Below are 19,757 nucleotides of genomic sequence, written 5' to 3'. Positions count from 1 at the left end.
CCCGCCACATTCTGCGCGGAATTGCGTCCGATGCGATTGCTTTCTCTCGCTCTCGCCGGGTGCGTTAACCGCTCTGCGCTGGCCGCGACGCCTTTGCGCAGAGCGCCTCAAAACACTGACTTGCCTCTCTTTTTCTTTCACGCCTTCGTCCTCCTGCAACCTCTGTGAGTTGCGAAGAAGGAGACGATTATGAAACCAACCAACTTGAATCAGAAGGAACTGGCGGAACGCTGGACCATTTCGCACCGCACCCTGGAGCGGTGGCGGTGGGCCGGCGAAGGTCCTGCGTACATGAAGATCGGAGGGCGCGTCGTCTAACGCATCGCCGATATCGAGGCCTTCGAACGCGACGTACTGAACGCCACTTCCGATCAGGGCGCTCCGGCCTACTGACACCGGCCTTGTCCTCCCAACCCTCGGTGTCGCTACAAAGCTCTGATTTGCGACGCTTTTCGATTGCGCCACAGACCCGGCTCGGCTAGCCTCGGCTAAAGCCCAGAAAGTGGGCGCGCATAGTTAAGATGCGCACTGCCCGAGCCGGGGAGCGGAATGGAAAACGACAGGTCGGAACTTCGCTGGGGCGTCGAGCAACGCCTTGAGTTCATAGAGTTCCGCCTGTTCTGGGAGGGACATGTGAACCGCAGCGATCTGATGGACCAGTTCGGGGTATCGGTGAACCAGGCGTCCACCGACCTGAACCGCTACATCAGCTTCGCACCGGACAACATGGTCTACGACAAGAGCGCGCGGACCTATGTCCGCGGCTCGGACTTCAAGGCGCAGTTCCTCGAGCCCGATGCGAGCCGCTACCTCGCGCAGCTACGCTCACTCTCTGACGGGATCCTCGACCGGGAGGACTCCTGGATAGCCAATCTCCCGCCCTACGCGTCCGCCCCGACGCCAGTACGTGGCGTCAACCCGGCGACGCTCCGCTCGGTCGTTGGCGCCATACGCCGGTCCGAGGCGATCGAGGTGAAGTACCAGTCACTGTCCAACCCGGAGCCGCGCTGGCGGTGGATCGCGCCCCACGCCATCGCGTTCGACGGCTTCCGCTGGCACACGCGAGCGTTCTGTCTTTCGGACGAGTGCTTCAAAGACTTCCTGTTGTCCCGGATGCTCAAGATCCGAGGTGCACAGGAGAGCGACGCCTCGGCCGCCGACGACAGCGACTGGCATTCCGAGGTCACGTTGGAGGTCGCTCCCCACCCCGATCTTTCTGACACGCAGGCGAAGGTCATCGAGCTCGACTACGGCATGCGAGGCGGCAAAGCCAAGATCAAGGTCCGACGCGCGCTTCTCTACTACGCGCTCAAGCGGCTTGGCCTCGACACAGATCCTGCGGCGAGGGCGCCTCAGGATCAGCAGATCGTCCTAACCAATCGCGAAGAGATAATCTCTAGTGCACGCGAAGACCGTGGTCAGGAGGCTACGGCATGACCAGGCTGGAAGACATCAGAAATGGGGCCTCAGTTGCAGGACTCGTTCCGAACCAAACGGTCGAAGCGATCTCGGTGGAATGGATTGGAGATCAAGCGATCAATGTCGTGTACCGAGCATCGAACGGCTCTGTCGCGGAAACGACGCTCTACCGCGACGACGAGCACCGGCTCGGGATTGAAAGCCGTGGACGGAAATGGTCGTTCGACGCTGATGGTGCTCTGCTCCGCTTGGTGACAGAGGCAAATCGCATCAAGCTGGCTCATTTCTTCGACCCCTACCTGGCGATTCACACCAGCCTTGTGGATCCATTGCCGCACCAAATTTCGGCGGTGTACGGCGAAATGATCCCGCGTCAGCCTCTCAGGTTTCTGCTTGCGGACGATCCCGGCGCGGGAAAAACGATCATGGCCGGCCTTTTGATCAAGGAGTTGATCGCCCGCAGTGATCTGGAGCGCTGCCTGGTGGTGGCGCCGGGCAGTCTTGTTGAGCAATGGCAAGATGAACTTGGCGAGAAATTCGGACTGGAGTTCGACATCCTGACCCGGGACATGATCGAGAGCTCGAGATCAGGGAACCCGTTCAACGACAACAACCGCCTTATCGCACGCCTCGACGTGCTGTCGCGTAACGATGAACTGCAGGAGAAGCTGACAGCGTCTACCGAGTGGGATCTGATAATCGCCGACGAGGCCCACCGCATGTCGGCGACCTATTTCGGCAACGAGGTCAAGTATACCAAGCGCTACCAGCTCGGTCAGCAGTTGAGCCGAGCTTGCCGGCACTTCCTGCTGATGTCGGCAACGCCGCACAACGGCAAAGAAAAAGACTTCCAACTGTTCATGGCCCTGCTGGACGGCGACCGCTTCGAGGGTCGCTTCCGTGACGGCGTGCATGTCGCTGACGTCGAGGACATGATGCGGCGCCTTACGAAGGAGGAGCTTCTCCGCTTCGACGGCCGGCCGCTATTTCCCGAGCGGCGCGCCTATACCGTTAAGTACGAACTCTCTCCTCAAGAGGCCGAACTTTACACGGCTGTCACCGAATATGTTCGGAACGAAATGAACCGCGTGCAGCGCTTCGCTGAGGACGATGGCAAGAAACGGAACAATGTGGGCTTTGCGCTGCAGATCTTGCAGCGCCGTCTCGCATCCAGCCCGGCAGCCATCTACCAGTCCCTGAAGCGGCGTCGCGAGCGGCTGGAGAATGAGCTCTCTGAGGCGAAGCTGGCCACAAGAAGCAACCCATCGTCCTTGAGCAAAACGTCTATCAGCGACGAGATGCTCAGAAACCTCGATGAGTACGGCCAGGACGAAATCGATGATCTTGAGGAACTGATCTCCACCGGGGCCACCACGGCAGAAACCGTGGAGCAACTGGAACTGGAAGTTCAGACCCTCCAAGGACTTGAGAGCATGGCACTCGAAGTCCTTCGCTCAGGCAAGGACACGAAATGGCAGCAACTCGATCGGATTCTCGATGACGATTTGATGCTCGATCCGGACGGCTATCGACGCAAGCTGATCATCTTCACGGAGCCCAAAGACACCCTCGAATACCTACGTGAAAAGGTCGTTGCACGGCTCGGAAGGCCCGATGCGGTGGACGTCATTCACGGTGGCGTATCCCGTGAAGAGAGGCGGAAGGTCGTAGAGCGGTTCATGCAGGATCGCGATCTCCTGGTGTTGATCGCAAACGATGCGGCCGGCGAAGGCGTGAACCTTCAGCGCGGCCATCTCATGGTAAACTATGATCTGCCGTGGAATCCCAACAAGATCGAACAGCGGTTTGGACGCATCCACCGGATCGGGCAGACGGAAGTCTGCCATCTGTGGAATCTCGTGGCGAAAGACACCCGCGAGGGCGAAGTTTATGCTCGGCTTCTGGAAAAGCTGGAGGCCGCCCGCGAAGCTCTCGGCGGCCGTGTGTATGACGTGCTCGGGGAGCTCTTCGAAGAGCGGGCGCTAAAGGACCTTCTCTTCGAGGCAATTCAGTATGGCGAGCAGGACGAGGTTAAGGCGCGCCTCTTTCAGACAGTGGATGGCGCTGTCGACCAAAGCCACCTCCTCCACCTGTTACAGAAACGGCAACTTACCAGCGACACCATGCCGGAGGCGCGGGTTCAGGAGTTGCGGCTCGAGATGGAGCGAGCCGAAGCTCAGCGCCTGCAGCCCCATCACATCCAGAGCTTCTTCGTCGAGGCATTCAAGCGGCTCGGAGGACAGATCAAGCGCCGGGAAGAAGGACGGTGGGAAATCACCCATGTTCCGCTCAGCGTGCGGGAGCGTGACCGCCAAATCGGCTCAGGTGCGCCGCTTCAGAAGAAGTACGAGCGCATCTGCTTCGAAAAGGGCAAGATCAACCAGCAGCCTGTCGCGGCCTTCGTCTACCCCGGGCACCCGGTGCTCGAGGCTGTCATTAGCCTCGTGCGCGAGCAGAACGACCACCTGATGAAACAGGGGGCCGTCCTGGTCGATGACACCGACGATGGCACCGACGTCTCTGCGCTCTTCCTTCTCGAACACAGCGTGCAGGACGGGCGTCCGACCAGCTCGGGTAATGCCAACGTCATCTCGCAGAAGCTGCAGTTCGCGGCGATCGACGAGGCGGGCCGCGTGACCAACGCCGGGATCGCGCCCCACCTTAATCTGCGGCCCGCCACACAGGAAGAGATTGGAGGCGTCGAGGACGTCCTGAACGCCGACTGGCTGCGGGGCGATCTCGAGAAGAAGGTCGTTCAATTTGCCACGGTCGAGCTCGCACAAGGCCATGTCGCTGACGTCCGCGGGCGTCGGCTTCCGGAGATCGACAAGGTCGAGCAGGAGGTGAAGGCCCGCCTCAAGAAAGAGATCAACTACTGGGACTCACGCGCCTTCGAGCTCAAGGAGCAGGAGAAGGCCGGCAAGAAGACCCGGCTCAACTGGCAGAATGCCCAACGCCGTGCGGAGGATCTGGCCGAGCGCCTCAAGCGTCGCCTAGAGCTGATCGACCAGGAGCGGTTCATCTCGGCTCAGCCACCGCGCGTGCGCGGCGGGATGGTCGTGGTGCCCCGCGGCCTCCTGCGCGAGCGGATGCCGGCCGAGATGGCAAATGCGGGATCGGGCTTCTCGGAGGATCCGGTCGCCCGCCGCGAGATCGAGCTGAAGGCGATGGAGGCGGTCATGGCCGTCGAGCGCGAGCTCGGGAACCGACCGGAGGACGTGTCTGCTCAGAAGGTCGGCTACGACATCGCGTCCTACGATCCGAACGTCGACCACATGCGCTTCATCGAGGTGAAGGGCCGGATCGACGGTGCGGACACGGTGATGATCACGCGGCAGGAGGTCATCACCTCGCTCCACGAGCCCGAGAAGTTCATCCTCGCCATCGTCCAGATCGGCGACGGCTACGTGCACGCGCCCCGCTACCTCCGCGGTGCGCTGGACACGCGTGAACCGCCCTTCGACCAGAACGCCATTCAATTCAACATCAACCGGCTGCTCGAGCGCGCCACCGCGCCAGCATAGTCTAGTCAGGGAAGTTTTCGGTTGCTGAGGAAGTTACATACCGTTCGCGAAGTCGCATCAGAACTTGGGCAGGCAGCCAGCCGAGTTGAAGATGCTTATCGAGAAGGCGATGCGCCGTATGAAGTCGACATTACAGGTCGGCTATTGGGAGCTGTGGTTGAGCGTCTGGACGGGCGTTCAATCAAAGGCCTAAAGTGGCGCGCCAAACAGTTCAAGACTGGCCGGGATAGCGCAGCCGAGGAGAAACGGGTTGGCGCCGATTTCATGGGCGTATTGGATATTGATCTTGATGAATACTCAGTGACAAAGGGTTTCTTGGTTCAAGCTAAGCGCGCAGAACCTCGAAAACCAATCGATGACTGGAAACGCCTTGAAGATCAGCTGGAGAAGATGCTGGCGATAAGCCCGGCGTCTTTCCTTTTCGTATACTCAAGGGAGCGCGGCATACGGGCGTTCCCCGCGGTATCAGTACTGGGTCTGAAGTCGCGCGACGTATTTGACCTATACGACAGAAGCTTCGAGAGATTCTTTGAGGAGCACCTGGAATGCTTCATCGGGGATCGGGAGTTATCCGTGCCGACAATGCAAGCAGCTCTCTCTGGTGATGCGCCCTCAGAGCGCGTTCTTTATGTTGGTGCCACCGACAAGCGCGAAACACGATTGGATCAATGGTGACACAGACCTACAAGAAGAAACTCATCGAAGTTGCCATCCCGCTCGAGGCGATCAACGCGGCGTCGGCGCGGGAGAAGTCGATCCGGCATGGGCATCCCTCGACGCTGCATCTGTGGTGGGCGCGGCGGCCGTTGGCGGCGTGTCGGGCGGTGCTGTTCGCGCAGCTGGTGGACGACCCGTCGAGCCATCCGGACAAGTTCCCGACCGAGGAGGCCGTGGAGGCCGAGCGCAAGCGGCTGTTCCAGATCATCGAGGACCTGGTGAAGTGGGAGAACTCGACCAACGAGGAGGTGCTGGAGCGCGCGCGGGCCGAGATCCGCGCCAGCTGCGGCGGCGAGCTGCCCCCGGTCTATGACCCGTTCTCGGGCGGCGGGTCGATCCCGCTGGAGGCGCAGCGGCTGGGCCTGCCCGCCTATGGGTCCGACCTGAACCCCGTGGCGGTGATGATCGGCAAGGCGATGATCGAGATCCCGCCGAAGTTCAAGGACATGGAGCCGATCCATCCGGGGCTGAAAGAACGCAATCACTACCGCAACGCCGAAGGATTGGCGGAGGACGTGAAATACTATGGCGAATGGATGCGTGAGAAGGCGTGGGAGCGCATCGGGCATCTCTACCCACAGGTCGACCTGCCGAGCGCGTATGGGGGCGGCAAGGCGACCGCCATCGCTTGGTTCTGGTCCAGAACGGTACCCAGCCCTGACCCGGCGTTTTCAGATGTGCAGGTTCCGATAGCTTCCAGCTTTTTGCTATCCGCAAAGAAAGGGAAAGAGGTCTGGGTAGAGCCGGCCGTCGACAAAATCTCCAACAGTATTGAGTTCCATATTCGCGATAAAGGAAGCAAGGAAGAGATTGAACGTGCCAAGACTGGGACAAAAGCAGGCCGGGCAGTATTTCGATGTATTTTTTCAGGCACACCTATTAGCGGTGAATACATAGACCAATGCGCCTCTCAAGGGAAGATGGGCGCCATGCCAATGGCTATTGCTGCCGATGCGAAAGGAGGTAGACGCTACATTGCACCAAGCCAAATCGCTCAAACCGATGCCATGTCCAAGGCAATCCATGAAGCAGAAACCCTTGACTTATCCCCAATTGAAGTACCGTGCAGAGGAACCTTTGCAAGTGGAGTTCCCCCGGTTTGGTAGACGGTTATGGGCTTAGAGATTCCAGCCCTTCAGCAGCGGTCCTTTCATAGTTGATCGGTGACTTATACCCCAAAGCCGAATGTCGGCGAGAGGGGTTGTACCAGCCTTCGATGAACTCGAAGCAGGCAACGCGGGCCTCGGCCTTGGTGCGGAACTTCCTGCGTTCGAGCAACTCACATTCGAGGGTGGCGAAGAAGCTCTCGCACATGGCGTTGTCGTAACAATCGCCCACCGATCCCATCGACGGCCTGACACCCATTTCCTTGCAGCGCAGCCCAAAGGCGACCGACGTGTATTGCGACCCCTGATCCGAATGATGGATCACACTCGATGGCTTTCGCTGCGTGACGGCCATGTTCATCGCATCCAGTACCAGTTGCGTTCTCTGCCGTGTGCCCATGGCCCAGCCGACAACACGGCGGCTGAAGGCATCCAGTACGACAGCCAGATACAGAAAGCCCGCCCAGGTCGGCACAAAGGTGATGTCGGCCACCCAAAGCACGTTCGGCGCATCAGCATAGAAGTTGCGATCCACCAGATCGGCGGCAGGGCGCACCCTTGGATTACGTTCGGTGGTCACCACGAACTTGCGTCGGCTGACGCCTCTCAAGCCCTTGGCTAGCATCAGCCGCTCGACACGCTTGCGACCAACGAAGATGCCTTCATCGGCCAGCTCGGCGTGAATGCGGGGCGCCCCATAGGTCTCTTTCGATGCCTTGTGGATCGTCGCGATCCGCTTGCTCAACGCCTCATCGGCAACCTGGCGAACACTCGGCGGGCGGCTGTGATAGGCATAGAACCCGCTGCGGGACACCCCCAGCGTGCGTGACATCATCTGGATCGGGTACTCGGCCTGATTTGCGGTCATGAACTCGAAGACCTGCGCGATGTCACGTCGTTTTGTGCAAACCAGGCCGCGGCCTTTGAGAGGATATCGCGCTCCTGGCGCAACTGCTTCACCTCACGCCGAAGCTGGCGCAGCTCGTCACGTTCTGCACTGGTCAGGCTGCTCGGATCATCACCATCATCGGCAGTTGCCTGCCTGACCCACTCGTGGATCGTGGCAGCGCAGGGTTCATACTCCCGCGCCAAACTTTCAACACTGCGCCCGGTGCGCACAAGCGCAACCATCTGCTCCCTGAATTCCGCAGGGTACGGGTTCCTCGTTCTCGGCATGACAAACACTCTCCTTCATCAGTGAAAAGGTGTCCATCAAACCGGGGGAACTCCAGTCCGAAGCATCGCACATAAGCTGGGCCTTCGGTTTCGACTTCACCGGAGGGACCTGCCAGGGACGCCGGACCTTGTATTTCCAAAGTATAAGCTAGTCCTTTTCGTTCATGGATGCTTTTGGCACCGACACAAAGGATGAAAAAAAGCAACTATGCCGAAATCACGAACCGACTATTGGGCGAAAAAGTTCTCTCAAAACACTGAACGTGATCGAAGAAACCAGGCTGAGCTTGAGGCAAACGGCTGGCGCATTGAAACAATATGGGAGTGTCAGACGAAGGATTCCCAAACCATATCCGACATCCTTCGTGGAATAACTAATATACCAAGGGGAGTTCGCACATGACGGAGAAGCGAGAGGCAGAAACAAAGCCATCGAAATCCTTCTTCGTATCTATGCTTACGCGAGATATCGATCTCCGAGATGCAATACTCGATCTTCTCGACAATTGCATCGACGGTGCAGTTCGTAGCGGGGAAGCAAAGGGTGATCCGGAGCGCCCTTATGATGGGTACTGGGCGAAACTCACTCTGTCGGCTGATTGGTTTTCCTTAGAGGACAACTGCGGAGGCATCCCTATTGGCACAGCAAGACATCGCGCGTTTCGGCTAGGACGCCCACCGGGAAAAGACCATACAGATGCAGATGGCAAGACCGTAGGAGTTTACGGAATTGGCATGAAGCGCGCTATTTTTAAGCTCGGTCGCAACGCAAAGATTAACTCGAACGGCGAAGACCCCTTTCAGGTAGTAATCGACGACCAATGGCTGAGCTCTGACGATTGGCAGCCACTTGAGCTAGCTGAATACGCGCCCGATAGCGATTCGCCTTCAGGTACAACTGTTTCCGTTGGCGAGCTCTATGAAACCGTAAAACGAGACCTGAGCTCAAAGGATTGGATCGAGAAATTCAAAAGGTACATCGCAAATCACTACGCACTTATAATTTCGAAGGGTTTTGAGGTTAGTGTCATCGCCGACGGCATTTCTTCAGAACCCATTCGGTCCGCTGAGTTCGCGCTTGCAGTTACAGGCAACCTCGGCGGGGGCGGGGTTCAGCCGTTTATCTATCGCGGCGAGGTTGATGGAGTATCAGTTCATATTGTAGCGGGCTTGCTTCGAAAGCCCTTGAATGCGAAAGAAATTGAAGAGGCAGAAAACGAACACGCGGAGAGATCCCTCGCGGGCTGGACAATTGCCTGCAATGATCGTGTCGTTGTCTCGCGTGATCGTACGTTCTTGACAGGTTGGGGAACGGGCGGCGTAGCCCAATATCATGGTCAATACTCGGTCATTGCAGGAATAGCGCTACTTTATGCCGACGACGTAGAGAAGTTGCCCCTCACGACGACCAAGCGGGGGCTAGATGGTTCATCGGCTGTTTACGCCCGCACACTCGACATCATGCGAGATGCTACAAAAAAGCTGACTGCTTTCACCAACGCATACAAGACGGATGAAGATCGACGTGAAATTCTGGAAGATGCACCAAAACGGACATTGGCCGAGCTGCGTTCCTTCGACGGTCTAACCAGCGTCCAAAGGGGTACTCTAAAGGGTTTTCAAGTCCTTACGCCTGACCTTCCAAGGCCGGTCAAAAAGAAGCGCAATCCACGCGTGACCTTTGAAGCCTCCCGGGGAGAGATTGGCGCATTGAAAGACTTCTTCGAGGACGACGGCCTTACTGACAACGAAGTCGGTCGCTCAGCTTTTGAATTCGCCTTGGAAACCGCAGGGTACAAGGGCCCATGAGCGCCGGCGCGTCCATTCCTTACCACCTCCGCACAGCCAAGATGGCCGATCGGAGCTTTTTTGTAGAGCTCCTTCGGCGCTTGGAGCGCGTGCGAAGACTCGATGATTACGTCTATGCCTCCATGGGGGGCTACCCCATGGCCGATCATCACCGTGTGCATCGGGTTCTGGGAATAAAGCGCCTTTTCTGTTTTGACGAAGACCCGAAGACGGTAGCACGTCAGAAGTTCAACAAGCCGATTCCAGATTGTAAGTGCGCCGAACTGACTACAGAGGAGTTCGTATCTGATCCAGCATACGCTTATCGAAGGGCGGGGATCTTGGACTGGGAAGGGCAGATTGTCTGGTTGGATTATACGAGGCCCGGTGAGCTTGGTCAGAATGTGGAGGAGTTCGTACGGCTGCTCGCCGCATGCGACCACGGGGATATAATTCGGATTACGTTGAATGCCAACGAACGAGCTATTAAAGGAGGGTCTGATAAATTATCGAAAGCGGAAAAGCTCGCTCGTCGCTTCGCTTGGCTTGAGGGCGAGGTTGGACAATACATTCCCGAGGACGCCAAGCCGGTAGATTTAACTGAGATTGGATTCCCAGCACTTCTGGCGCGGATCATTCGTGCGGCTGCTGCTGACGCTCTCGGCAACGAAACTGTCCGACCGCTTTCGTTGGTAAGGTATGCTGATGGTCAGCAGATGTTCGCGGCATCGATGATTGTTGACAAAGGCGATCCGGAAAGGCCGATCGAACTGGGAAAGCTTCGTGCCTGGTCGCTTCTTTCTTCTACATGGTCTGAAATTCATCCGATCAAGATTGCCGCTCTGACGTCGCGAGAACGCGATTTGGTAGCACGACTCGTGCCGTCTCTACGTCCGGAAAAGCTGGCCAGCGATTTACCTTTTGATCCTTTCGACGGCACGATGAGCCGCGCCCAAATTGCGGAGCACTTCTCGAAGTATCAAGACTTGTTGAGATTCTATCCGGATGTGCTCGTTGTCGACTGAGTCTGTAAATCCAGGCCATGAGCAAGCTTCTAGCTTCGATCAACTTCCTTCTACTACGACAACCTGTTGTTTTCACTTGAATTCCCTCGCCGCGCACGGCGAACACGGAGCAAACCGCCTCCGGAGGTTCGCTCCCTATGCCCGACGACATCACCTTCTCACCGCCTGCCGAGACGCTCACCACGGATGAGCGGCTGACGGAACTGGCCACGATCCTCGCCGGCGCCATCGCGCGCACCAACCCACGGGAAAAGAACGAAAATTCTCCGCTCGACGGAGACAGTTCGCTGGACATCCTCGCCCTCAGACGCCGTCGTCGGAGACAGGTTCGAAACCGAGTTGGAGACGACGCATGAGGAAAAACACAAGGAAATCAGGCGTGAACGCCGCGCCCGCATGCCAGGCGGCAGGCATCGACGTCCTGGCCGAGTTGACCGCGCTGAGAGCGATGACGGTGCCCGAGTTGCAGGAGAAGTGGCAGGCCATTTTCGGGGAGCGCGCGCCGAACGCCAGCCGCGGCAACCTCGAGCTCCGGCTCGGCTACCGTATCCAGGAACTGGCCCATGGCGGGCTGCGCCGCGAGACGCGCCGAACGCTCGATGCGCTCGCCGACGAGGTCACGAGCGGCAAGCTGGGCGGCATGGTCGCGGATCCGCGCAAGCCAGCGCCCGGCACGAAGCTGGTCCGAGAGTGGGGTGGCGAGGAACACATGGTCACGGTGCTGGCGGACGGCTTCGAATGGCAGGGCCGGCGCTTCAAGTCCCTGTCGGTTGCTGTTCGCGCGATCACCGGCGCGCACTGGAATGGCTGGCGCTTCTTCGGGCTCGACCAGACCGGAGGCGCCCGATGACCAGAAAGACTCAGACCGAACCGGCGCTCCGCCTGCGCTGCGCCATCTACACCCGCAAGTCGAGCGAAGAAGGGCTCGACATGGAGTTCAACAGCCTCGACGCGCAGCGCGAGGCCTGCGAGGCCTACATCGTCAGTCAGCGCGCCGAGGGCTGGGCGTGCCTACGCGAGCGCTACGACGACGGCGGGGTCTCGGGCGGCACGCTGGACCGGCCCGCGCTCAAGCAGCTGATCGCCGATGTCGAGGACGGGCTGATCGACGTGGTCGTGGTCTACAAGATCGACCGGCTCAGCCGCGCGCTGATGGACTTCTCGAAGCTGGTCGAGATCTTCGACCGCCATGGCGTGACCTTCGTGTCCGTCACCCAGTCCTTCAACACGACGACATCCATGGGCCGGCTGACGCTTAACATCCTGCTCAGCTTCGCCCAGTTCGAGCGCGAGGTGATCGGCGAGCGCATCCGCGACAAGGTCGCGGCCTCCAAGAAGAAGGGGATGTGGATGGGCGGCTACGTGCCACTCGGCTACGAGGTGGTCGACCGCAAGCTGATCGTGAACGAGGCGGAGGCGGCTCAGGTCCGGACCATGTTCGAGCTCTTCGCGCGGTCCGATTCCACCGCGGCCGTGATCCGAGAGCTGAATGCCCGTGACATCCGCTCCAAGCGGGGCCGGCCCATCGACCGCGGGGCGCTCTACAAGCTGCTGCACAACCGCATCTACCGCGGCGAGATCACCCACAAAGACGAGACCTATCCCGGCATGCACGAACCCATCGTCGATGCGGATTTGTGGGACAGCGCCCATGCCGTTCTGGCCGGAAACCGGAACCAGCGGGCCGGACGCACCCGAAGCACCGAACCGGCGCTGCTGCGCGGGCTGATCTTCACCCAGTCCGGCGCCGCGATGACGCCGCACCACACGAAGAAGGGCAACAGGCGGTACTGCTACTACGTCTCGATGGACGTGATCCAGAAGCGGCCGACGGCCGAGTTGCGCGGGCCCCAGCGGCTGCCTGCGGCCATGGTCGAGGAAGCGGTCATCGGCGAGATCCGGCGGCTCCTGCGCACACCGGAGATCATCGCGCGGACGGCACGCGCGCTGAAGAAGGAGCGGGTCGACCTCGACGAGGGCACCGTGACCGCGGCGCTCACGCAGTTCGACGATCTTTGGAAGGCGCTGATCCCGGCCGAGCAGGCCCGCGTCGTCCAGCTGCTCGTGGCACGCGTGACGGTGGGCGAGGACGGGCTCGACATCGATCTGCGCCATGAAGGTCTCGGCGCGCTGGCGAGCCTGATGACGCCCGAGCGGGAGGACGCCGCCTGATGCCCGAAAACGACACGATCCGCGTCCACATCCCGCTCACGGTCCGCAAACGCGGCGGTCGGCCGCGTATCCTGCCGCCGAAGGACATCGAGAGGTCGGCCCCGCCGGCGGGTCAGGATCCCCGCGTGCTGCGCGCCATCGGCCGGGCATGGGCGTGGCGGAAGCGGATGGAGCGCGGCGAGGTCACCACCATCGCCGATCTCGCCGCCGAGGAGGGACTTTCGGACCGCTATGTCAGCCGGCTCCTTCGCCTTGCATGGCTGGCGCCGCACGTCCTCGAGCGGCTGGTCGTGCGCCGTGAGCCCTGCGCAATCAGCCTCTATGACCTGTGCTTTGTCGCTTCCCTGCCTTGGGAGGAGCAGCCGGGGCGGGTGTTCGACTGACGGTCAGTGAAAGCTGGCCTGAAACGACGTCGGCGTCAGCGAGACATGCGCATCGAGCGGTGGGTATAGCTCGAACGCCCTCGGCTCGCGCGAGAAATTCCACATCCGGAACAGGCACCACTCCGCACGCCGTTCGTCGGCAACGGCCAGTTCGTTGCGCGTGATGTGGAAGGGCGTTCGCTCCCAGCCGTTCGTCGTTTTCACCTCGATCAGGCGTGGCCGGCCGTCCGGCGCATAGCTGGCGATGTCATAGCCCGCACCATCGCCGTCCTCCTCCGAGACCCAGCGGACCTTGCTCGCCAGGTCATCGCGCCCCGCGGCTTTTAGCGTGGCGTGCTCATGGGCCAGGACACGTTCTTCGCCAGTGCGGCCGAGAGCGCGATTGCGCTCATCCCGGCCCGCCACGTCGAACTTCCTGGCGATGTGCAACATCTGGTCCAGCTCCTGCGGCGGAGGCTGGTTTGACAGCGTGGGCGGAGGACCAATCCAGATCTGCGCCGCCTCGCGCATGCCGGTCGCAGGGCGCGTTCCTGGCAACCGGCCCAGCCAGTCCGGATGCAGGTCCAGCCACCGCGCCACCGCGTCGACCAGCGTCATCTGGAAATTGAAGGCGGGCTTGTAGCCGGGGATCCAGTCCTCGCCGAGGCCCTTGAGAACCGCGCTGATGTTCTGGTGCTTGAACTCGACCGATCCCTCAGACCGTTCGTTCAGAAGCGGCAGGAGCGCCCGGCGATGCTCGGCTTTGCTGTAGCGGCGCCCGGCGATGTCGTCGGCCAGCATCGCGAAGTAATCCGCGACGATCAGGTCGTTTTCTTCATCTGTCCAGGGGTCACTCGCCATGCCGCCAGGCTAGAGGCGCGATGTGCGTTTGTCATCAATGGCTTCGCCGAGCCCGTTCCCGATTGATCCGCCACCGCTACGCGCCGTTCTGCCAGCGCACCCATCGGCTACGCCTCCTGCATGTTCGGTCTCCGTTCCGCTCGATAGCGATGGAAACAGGGCGCGCAGTTTTGGCGGGGTTGCGAGTCAGGCCATTGGAAAAGCGAGAGAATTTTCAACCGAACCGAAATCGGCGCGGTTCGCCCGACCAGAGACGACGGGCCATTTAGAGACGGAAATCACCGTGCCCTTGCGTCTCAGCGGTTCGCATCCATCCGGCAAACCCCTTTGAAAACAGGAGAATTTCTGCCTCTGGCAGACGGCCTGAACGGGTTCGCAATGGTGATGGTGGCGGAGAGACAGGGATTCGAACCCTGGAGACGGTTTCCCGCCTACACACTTTCCAGGCGTGCGCCTTCGACCACTCGGCCACCTCTCCGTGGGCGGGATATGTGCCGGAATGGCGGCACTATTGCAAGCCGAATTTCAGGCCGTCGGGGTGTCTTCGGACGCAGGCGGTGTCTCGTCTGTCGATGCCGGTTCGGCGGCGCTGCCCAAGGCCTCGGGGTTGCGCAGCCAGACGTCGCGCTGTGCGAACGGGATCTCGATGCCGGCTTCGACAAAGCGGCGGGCGATCTCGTGGTTCATGTCGGATTTCACCGACAGGACCCAGTTCACGTCCCGCAGGATCGCGCGGATCTCGAAATCCAGCGCATCCGCGCCGAACCCCTGGAACACCACCGACGGGGCCGGGTTCGCCAGCACCATCGGATGGGCGTTGGCGATCTGCTGCAGGATCTTCTCGACCTTCCGGGTGTCGGTCCCGTAGGCCACGCCCACCGGCACAATCACGCGGCCGATCGTCTTGCCATGGGTATAGTTGGTCACCGTCCCGCTGATCAGGTCGGAGTTCGGAACGATCACATCGGAACGGTCAAATGTCTCGATCCGGGTCGAGCGCACCGAGATATCGCGCACATATCCCATCTTGCCGCCGACTTCGATCCAGTCGCCCTTGGAGATCGGGCGCTCGATCAGCAGGATGATGCCCGAGACGAAGTTGGACACAATGGTCTGCAGGCCAAAGCCGATCCCGACCGTCAGCGCACTGGCCACCAGCGCCAGCGACGACAGGTCGATCCCGGCACCGGCAACGGCGATCAGCGCGGCCAGGAAGATACCGACATAGCCGATGCCGGACACGATCGCGTTCTGCGTTCCCGGATCGATCCGCGTCTTGGGCAGCAGGTTCACCCGCAACGTCCCCTGGACCAGGCGCGTCATCCCGTAGCCGATGGCGAAAATCACCAGAACGGTGAGGAAATCGACGGGCGAAATCCGCGTTTCACCGATCTGGAAGCCTTCGAGAAAGCGGGTCCAGAGCTCGGTCAGGTCGGATATCCGCGCGCCCCAGATCAGCGCCAGCACCGGCAGGGACAACAAGGCGAGGACGAACCCTATCAGCACCGTGAACAGGGAATCCTGCGTCGCCTCGCCCTGCCCGGTCACCCAGGCATAAATATCGCCGGCGAACCGTTGCAGCACCAGCACCAGCGACATCAGCGACAATGTCGATATCGCCGGGAACACAAGGGCTTCGGCCGCATTCACATAGCCAAGCGCGGCGACAAGCGGCGACGCGACGGCCAGCAGCACGAGCGCCCTGCGCACCAGGTTGACCAGGCCGGACGCCCCGGCGCCATGGTCGGCCTCGGTTTCGGAACCGTCGGACGGTGCCGGCCGAAGCGTCACGCGCTGCAGGCGCAACAGGATCGCCGATGCGAGCAGAACCAGCGGAAAGACCAGAACGCTGTGTATCTCGGCGGGGATACCCTGGCTCTGCTCGAACATGCGCAGCGCGCTGTGCAGGATCAGGGTCACCGCCAGCATGACCACCAGCAGACGGGCCTCGCGCCGCCTGTTTTCGGGAACAGGCAGGAAATCGAAACGGCTGTGGCTGCCGAACATCTGATCGGCCAGCCAGATGAAATAGAGCAGCTGCGCGCTCCAGATCGGTATCGTCAGGATGAGAGACAGGCCCTTTGTGCCGAAGAGGCCCGTCAAAGCCGCCGCCCCGCAGATCGCGGATACGCCGGCAAGCGGCACGATCATCCGCGTCAGCGACACCACGAATGACCACACCCCGCGCCCGGAGCCGCCATGCGTCCGCAGGTAATTGCCGAACCGGACCGCCCATATGCGCCCGCGCGCGACCAGCAGCAGCCCGACCAGCAACAGTCCCGCAATCCACAGGAAATGCTGTTTCAGATCATCCAGCCCGCCCTCCGAGGCCCGGATGGCCCGGGTTTCGTCCATGATGCCGGACCCGGCCTTGCCCAGTTCGGCAAACGCCTCGGGCCAGAGTGTGGGGTTCAGGGGCGATGCGCTCCGCGCGGTGACCTGCCTGGCCCGCCGCTGGCGCACCAGACGGTCGATTTCGCTCACCAGCCCGTTCGCGCGGTTATAGGCCTCTTCCGCGATGATGCCGGGCACCTTGAGACTGTCCAGCTGCTGCGTCAGCTCGGCGCGCAGGCTCGACACCTCGGTGGGTTCTTCGCCGCTTTCCGGAACCGGCCCCAGCGCTGCGAGCTGGGAATCCAGCGTGGCGATGCGGTCGTTGTTCTGGCTGCGGGCCTTCACGAAGTTTTCGCGGTATTCGACGATCTCGCCGCGCAGCTCGTCCAGCGCCTTGTCCGAGGCCCGCCCCGCGTCGATGACCTCTTCGGACCGGGTCGCCAGCGCCAGCCATTCCTCGTAGAATTCCTTGTCCGCCCGGACATCCTGCGCCGACACGACGCCGGCCAGCAGGACGAACAGCGCGACGCCGACCAGGCGTATCACCACGCGCCACATCGGCTCAGACCTCTTCGAACACACCCGGGATCGAGGCCGGGGCGCGTGTCATCCAGTCGGGCACGGGCAGGTCCTTTTCGCGCAGGAAATCCGGATTGAACAGCTTTGACTGATAGCGTGTGCCATAGTCGCACAGGACCGTGACGATGCGGTGGCCCGGCCCCAGGTCACGGGCCAGCCGGACCGCGCCGGCGACGTTGATCGCCGTCGATCCGCCCAGCACCAGCCCTTCGTCATGCAGCAGGTCAAAGATATAGGGCAGCGCCTCGGCGTCGGGGATCTGATAGGAGAAATCGGGTGTGAACCCCTTGAGATTCTCGGTGATCCGCACCTGGCCGATGCCCTCGGCGATGCTGCCGCCCTCCATCGCCAGTTCCCCGGTAGTGTAATAGGAATAAAGCCCCGCCCCCATCGGGTCGGCCAGCGCGATCTTGACCCCCTTGGGCTGCAGCGCCTCGGCCACGCCCGCCAGCGTTCCGCCCGAACCGACTGCCGACACGAAACCGTCCACCTTGCCGCCGGTCTGTTCCCAGATTTCCGGCCCGGTGGTTTCCACATGTGCCTGCCGGTTGGCCACGTTGTCGAACTGGTTGGCCCAGATCGCGCCATTGGGTTCGCTCTCGTTCAGCTTTGCCGCCAGCCGTTCCGAATAGCGCACGAAGTTGTTGGGGTTGCGATAGGGCGCGGCGGGCACCTGCACCAGTTCGGCCCCGGCGAGCCGCAGCATGTCCTTCTTTTCCTCGGACTGGGTTTCGGGGATCACGATCACCGTCTTGAACCCCATCGACGCGCCGACCAGCGCCAGCCCGATCCCGGTGTTGCCGGCGGTGCCCTCGACGATGGTGCCGCCGGGTTTCAGCGCGCCTTTCGCAACCGCGTCGCGGATGATGTAGAGCGCGGCGCGGTCCTTGACCGACTGGCCGGGGTTCATGAACTCGGCCTTGCCGTAGATGTCGCAGCCGGTTTCCTCGGACACCCGGCGCAGCCGGATCAGCGGAGTGTTTCCGATCGCTTCGGAAAGATCGCGTGCAATATGCATGATGCCCTCGTTGTCCCGTTCAGCCCAGATGTAGCGAAGCGCCCGCCGCTCAACAAGCGTGGCGGTCTATCGGGCCTCGGCGCGAAGACGCTCATGATGCCGCGCCAGCCACAGGGTGATCGTGGTCAGCGGCATGTCGCGCAGTTCCTGCGCGTCGAGCATCTCGAACAGCCGGGCCAGCGGCATCACATCCGAGCGGATATCCTCGCCCTCCTCGGCCAGCCCGCCCTGCCGACCCGAGCCGAGACCGGACAGGTCGGTCAGGCCGACGAACAGGTGCAGGTATTCACCCAGGCTGCCGGTGCTGGGCCAGAGCTGGGCCACCGGCTCCAGCGCGGCGATCTCCAGCCCGGCCTCTTCACGCGCCTCGCGGATCGCGGTGGTCTCGGGTGTTTCACCCGGATCGATCAGCCCGGCCACCGCTTCGCGCACCCAGGGCGCACGATCGCCCGCGAGGTAGAGCGGCGTGCGGAACTGTTCGATCACCAGGACCTCGTCGCGCACCGGATCATAGGGCAGCACCACGGCGGCCTGCCCCACCATCAGCGCCTCGCGGTTCATGACCGGCCCCATCGACCCGTCATGCTGGCGCACCTGCAGGTCGACCTCTTCGACCGAAAAGAACCCGAAATGAACGCGGCGGCGGTCATGGACCACGATGTCGCGGTCCAGGTCCCGCGTGGGATCGGCGGGCCGCGCCTGTGCGTCCAGCCAGCTTCCCGCGCGCGCCCGCATCGGCGGAAACCGCTGGGCCAGCTCGGCGGGCGTGACCCTGCCGAACCACCCCATCGCCTCGTTCGCGGCGCGCAGGGTCAGGGTTGCCCAGTCGCGTTCCCAATCCGGCAGCGACCACGGCCCGTCCGCGCGCCAGCGGCCCGGTTGCGGGAAGAACACCCGCGCCGGGGCGGGCCCGTCGGCGGTCTCCACGGTTTCCCGACGCAGATCATAGTCGAACCCGCCTTCGTAGAACTCCAGCCGTTCGATCCCCTCGGCATCCGGTGCGCGCAGCAACAGCCCCTGCGCCCGGGCGCCGGGGCGCGGCACGATCACCGGAAAGGCCTGCCCGGCGACCCAATGCACCGCGTGATCCGGCAGTTCGGCCGGGGTCAGGTCCAGCGTATCGGCGGGTCGGCCCAGCACCAGTTCCAGCAGGGGGACATGGCAGAGCGTGCCGTAGAAAAACAGGTTGGTCATATGGGCCGCTTTCACTGGCTGGATCGGATCAACGCCATGCCCTGCGGGCATATTCGGTGGCCAGCCCGGCCGCAACCCCGCCGGCGCCGAGAAACAGGATCACCCCCGGCGCCATCACCGCCATCGCATGATCGGCGGCGATCCTGAAAATGTCGGTCAGCGCATCGAACGGGCCGCCATAGCGATGCCGCATCGCCAGCCGCAGCATGTCGTAACAGCCCTGGACGAACAGCGCCCAGAACACCAGCGCCGCCACGCCCGTCAGCCCGTTGCCGACACCCGGCAACAGCCCCCTGCCCGCGCGTTTTCCCATGATCACCCAGCCACAGATCATCCCCAGCGCCACGTTCACCTCGCGGAACCAACTGAAATCGGTGCTATCGGGCATCAGCGGCGCCACCAGCCCCGAGGCGACAAAGGCCACCACCCCGAGACAGAGCGCGGCAACGAGGCGGGCGGCATCAGGCATCAGGGATCGGGCA

General features: G+C 61.7%; 18 protein-coding genes and 1 tRNA gene. 12 read left to right on the top strand and 7 right to left on the bottom strand.

Annotated elements, in window-relative coordinates; all coding sequences use genetic code 11:
- The first annotated feature begins 189 nt into the window (after positions 1-189).
- The 5 genes from C6Y53_RS21365 to C6Y53_RS11230 all read left to right on the top strand — a co-directional run bounded on the left by C6Y53_RS21365 (position 190) and on the right by C6Y53_RS11230 (position 6,766).
- Complete coding sequence (locus tag C6Y53_RS21365) at positions 190-318, top strand: helix-turn-helix transcriptional regulator (protein ID WP_280178360.1); 129 nt, start codon at positions 190-192, stop codon at positions 316-318.
- Positions 319-549: 231 nt separating this feature from the next.
- A complete protein-coding gene (locus C6Y53_RS11245; RefSeq protein WP_106472520.1) occupies positions 550-1,437 on the top strand; it encodes a BrxR family helix-turn-helix transcriptional regulator in 888 nt (295 codons plus the stop codon).
- Entirely contained in the window at positions 1,434-4,943 is a 3,510-nt protein-coding gene (locus C6Y53_RS11240; protein ID WP_106472519.1) for a helicase-related protein, read from the top strand. Before C6Y53_RS11245 ends, C6Y53_RS11240 begins: the two co-directional genes overlap by 4 nt.
- A gap of 21 nt (positions 4,944-4,964) precedes the next feature.
- A complete protein-coding gene (locus C6Y53_RS11235; RefSeq protein WP_149615516.1) occupies positions 4,965-5,618 on the top strand; it encodes a hypothetical protein in 654 nt (217 codons plus the stop codon).
- A complete protein-coding gene (locus C6Y53_RS11230) occupies positions 5,612-6,766 on the top strand; it encodes a DUF1156 domain-containing protein (protein WP_244614809.1) in 1,155 nt (384 codons plus the stop codon). The genes C6Y53_RS11235 and C6Y53_RS11230 overlap by 7 nt, the downstream gene beginning before the upstream one ends.
- Before the next feature lie 4 nt (positions 6,767-6,770).
- On the opposite strand, the gene C6Y53_RS11225 is transcribed toward C6Y53_RS11230, so the two are convergent.
- A protein-coding gene (locus tag C6Y53_RS11225) for an IS3 family transposase (RefSeq protein WP_425300264.1) occupies positions 6,771-7,942 on the bottom strand; the annotation gives its coding sequence in 2 pieces (ribosomal slippage) (positions 6,771-7,684 and positions 7,684-7,942; 1,173 coding nt in all).
- 64 nt (positions 7,943-8,006) lie between these two features.
- Between C6Y53_RS11225 and C6Y53_RS21255 the strand changes: the two genes are divergently transcribed.
- The 7 genes from C6Y53_RS21255 to C6Y53_RS11190 all read left to right on the top strand — a co-directional run bounded on the left by C6Y53_RS21255 (position 8,007) and on the right by C6Y53_RS11190 (position 13,310).
- Positions 8,007-8,138, top strand: coding sequence for a hypothetical protein (locus C6Y53_RS21255; RefSeq protein ID WP_342212780.1), 132 nt, complete (start codon positions 8,007-8,009; stop codon positions 8,136-8,138).
- 203 nt (positions 8,139-8,341) lie between these two features.
- The gene (locus C6Y53_RS11215; protein WP_106472517.1) at positions 8,342-9,751 is read left to right on the top strand and encodes an ATP-binding protein; all 1,410 of its coding nucleotides are present in this window, start codon (positions 8,342-8,344) and stop codon (positions 9,749-9,751) included.
- A complete protein-coding gene (locus C6Y53_RS11210; RefSeq protein WP_106472516.1) occupies positions 9,748-10,755 on the top strand; it encodes an O-methyltransferase in 1,008 nt (335 codons plus the stop codon). The genes C6Y53_RS11215 and C6Y53_RS11210 overlap by 4 nt, the downstream gene beginning before the upstream one ends.
- Positions 10,756-10,892: 137 nt before the next feature.
- Positions 10,893-11,111, top strand: a complete 219-nt coding sequence (locus C6Y53_RS11205; protein WP_149615515.1) for a hypothetical protein — start codon at positions 10,893-10,895, stop codon at positions 11,109-11,111.
- Positions 11,108-11,605: a DUF2924 domain-containing protein gene (locus C6Y53_RS11200; RefSeq protein WP_106472515.1), complete on the top strand. Its 498-nt coding sequence runs from the start codon at positions 11,108-11,110 to the stop codon at positions 11,603-11,605. The genes C6Y53_RS11205 and C6Y53_RS11200 overlap by 4 nt, the downstream gene beginning before the upstream one ends.
- Positions 11,602-12,927, top strand: a complete 1,326-nt coding sequence (locus tag C6Y53_RS11195; protein ID WP_106472514.1) for a recombinase family protein — start codon at positions 11,602-11,604, stop codon at positions 12,925-12,927. Before C6Y53_RS11200 ends, C6Y53_RS11195 begins: the two co-directional genes overlap by 4 nt.
- A complete protein-coding gene (locus C6Y53_RS11190; protein WP_106472513.1) occupies positions 12,927-13,310 on the top strand; it encodes a hypothetical protein in 384 nt (127 codons plus the stop codon). The genes C6Y53_RS11195 and C6Y53_RS11190 overlap by 1 nt, the downstream gene beginning before the upstream one ends.
- Before the next feature lie 3 nt (positions 13,311-13,313).
- Here C6Y53_RS11190 and C6Y53_RS11185 read toward each other — a convergent pair whose 3' ends face one another.
- The 6 genes from C6Y53_RS11185 to C6Y53_RS11160 form a co-directional block, all read right to left on the bottom strand.
- Positions 13,314-14,150 carry a protein NO VEIN domain-containing protein gene (locus C6Y53_RS11185; protein WP_106472512.1) on the bottom strand — a complete coding sequence of 279 codons (837 nt, stop codon included), beginning with the start codon at positions 14,148-14,150 and terminating at the stop codon, positions 13,314-13,316.
- Positions 14,151-14,538: 388 nt separating this feature from the next.
- Positions 14,539-14,628: transfer RNA gene (locus tag C6Y53_RS11180), tRNA-Ser, on the bottom strand.
- Between the two features lie 47 nt (positions 14,629-14,675).
- Positions 14,676-17,042, bottom strand: a complete 2,367-nt coding sequence (locus tag C6Y53_RS11175) for a DUF3772 domain-containing protein (RefSeq protein WP_106472511.1) — start codon at positions 17,040-17,042, stop codon at positions 14,676-14,678.
- 4 nt (positions 17,043-17,046) lie between these two features.
- Entirely contained in the window at positions 17,047-18,081 is a 1,035-nt protein-coding gene (locus tag C6Y53_RS11170) for a cysteine synthase A (protein ID WP_106472510.1), read from the bottom strand.
- Positions 18,082-18,147: 66 nt separating this feature from the next.
- Positions 18,148-19,275: an NUDIX domain-containing protein gene (locus C6Y53_RS11165; RefSeq protein WP_106472509.1), complete on the bottom strand. Its 1,128-nt coding sequence runs from the start codon at positions 19,273-19,275 to the stop codon at positions 18,148-18,150.
- A 28-nt stretch (positions 19,276-19,303) separates the two neighbouring features.
- Positions 19,304-19,744, bottom strand: coding sequence for a TrgA family protein (locus tag C6Y53_RS11160; RefSeq protein ID WP_106472508.1), 441 nt, complete (start codon positions 19,742-19,744; stop codon positions 19,304-19,306).
- Positions 19,745-19,757 lie beyond the last annotated feature (13 nt).

This window comes from Pukyongiella litopenaei (assembly GCF_003008555.2).
In the GTDB taxonomy this organism is placed as follows: domain Bacteria; phylum Pseudomonadota; class Alphaproteobacteria; order Rhodobacterales; family Rhodobacteraceae; genus Pukyongiella; species Pukyongiella litopenaei.
This window is presented reverse-complemented; position numbering and strand designations above follow the sequence as displayed.

What these genes read in the sequence shown, in the direction of transcription:
- C6Y53_RS11210 (WP_106472516.1), top strand. Translation starts at nt 9,748, where the DNA reads ATGAGCGCCGGCGCGTCCATTCCTTACCACCTCCGCACAGCCAAGATG.
- C6Y53_RS21365 (WP_280178360.1), top strand. Translation starts at nt 190, where the DNA reads ATGAAACCAACCAACTTGAATCAGAAGGAACTGGCGGAACGCTGGACC.
- C6Y53_RS11185 (WP_106472512.1), bottom strand. Translation starts at nt 14,150, where the DNA reads ATGGCGAGTGACCCCTGGACAGATGAAGAAAACGACCTGATCGTCGCG.
- C6Y53_RS11195 (WP_106472514.1), top strand. Translation starts at nt 11,602, where the DNA reads ATGACCAGAAAGACTCAGACCGAACCGGCGCTCCGCCTGCGCTGCGCC.
- C6Y53_RS11240 (WP_106472519.1), top strand. Translation starts at nt 1,434, where the DNA reads ATGACCAGGCTGGAAGACATCAGAAATGGGGCCTCAGTTGCAGGACTC.
- C6Y53_RS11205 (WP_149615515.1), top strand. Translation starts at nt 10,893, where the DNA reads ATGCCCGACGACATCACCTTCTCACCGCCTGCCGAGACGCTCACCACG.
- C6Y53_RS11190 (WP_106472513.1), top strand. Translation starts at nt 12,927, where the DNA reads ATGCCCGAAAACGACACGATCCGCGTCCACATCCCGCTCACGGTCCGC.
- C6Y53_RS11230 (WP_244614809.1), top strand. Translation starts at nt 5,612, where the DNA reads ATGGTGACACAGACCTACAAGAAGAAACTCATCGAAGTTGCCATCCCG.
- C6Y53_RS11170 (WP_106472510.1), bottom strand. Translation starts at nt 18,081, where the DNA reads ATGCATATTGCACGCGATCTTTCCGAAGCGATCGGAAACACTCCGCTG.
- C6Y53_RS11215 (WP_106472517.1), top strand. Translation starts at nt 8,342, where the DNA reads ATGACGGAGAAGCGAGAGGCAGAAACAAAGCCATCGAAATCCTTCTTC.
- C6Y53_RS11165 (WP_106472509.1), bottom strand. Translation starts at nt 19,275, where the DNA reads ATGACCAACCTGTTTTTCTACGGCACGCTCTGCCATGTCCCCCTGCTG.
- C6Y53_RS11175 (WP_106472511.1), bottom strand. Translation starts at nt 17,042, where the DNA reads ATGTGGCGCGTGGTGATACGCCTGGTCGGCGTCGCGCTGTTCGTCCTG.
- C6Y53_RS11200 (WP_106472515.1), top strand. Translation starts at nt 11,108, where the DNA reads ATGAGGAAAAACACAAGGAAATCAGGCGTGAACGCCGCGCCCGCATGC.
- C6Y53_RS11245 (WP_106472520.1), top strand. Translation starts at nt 550, where the DNA reads ATGGAAAACGACAGGTCGGAACTTCGCTGGGGCGTCGAGCAACGCCTT.
- C6Y53_RS11160 (WP_106472508.1), bottom strand. Translation starts at nt 19,744, where the DNA reads ATGCCTGATGCCGCCCGCCTCGTTGCCGCGCTCTGTCTCGGGGTGGTG.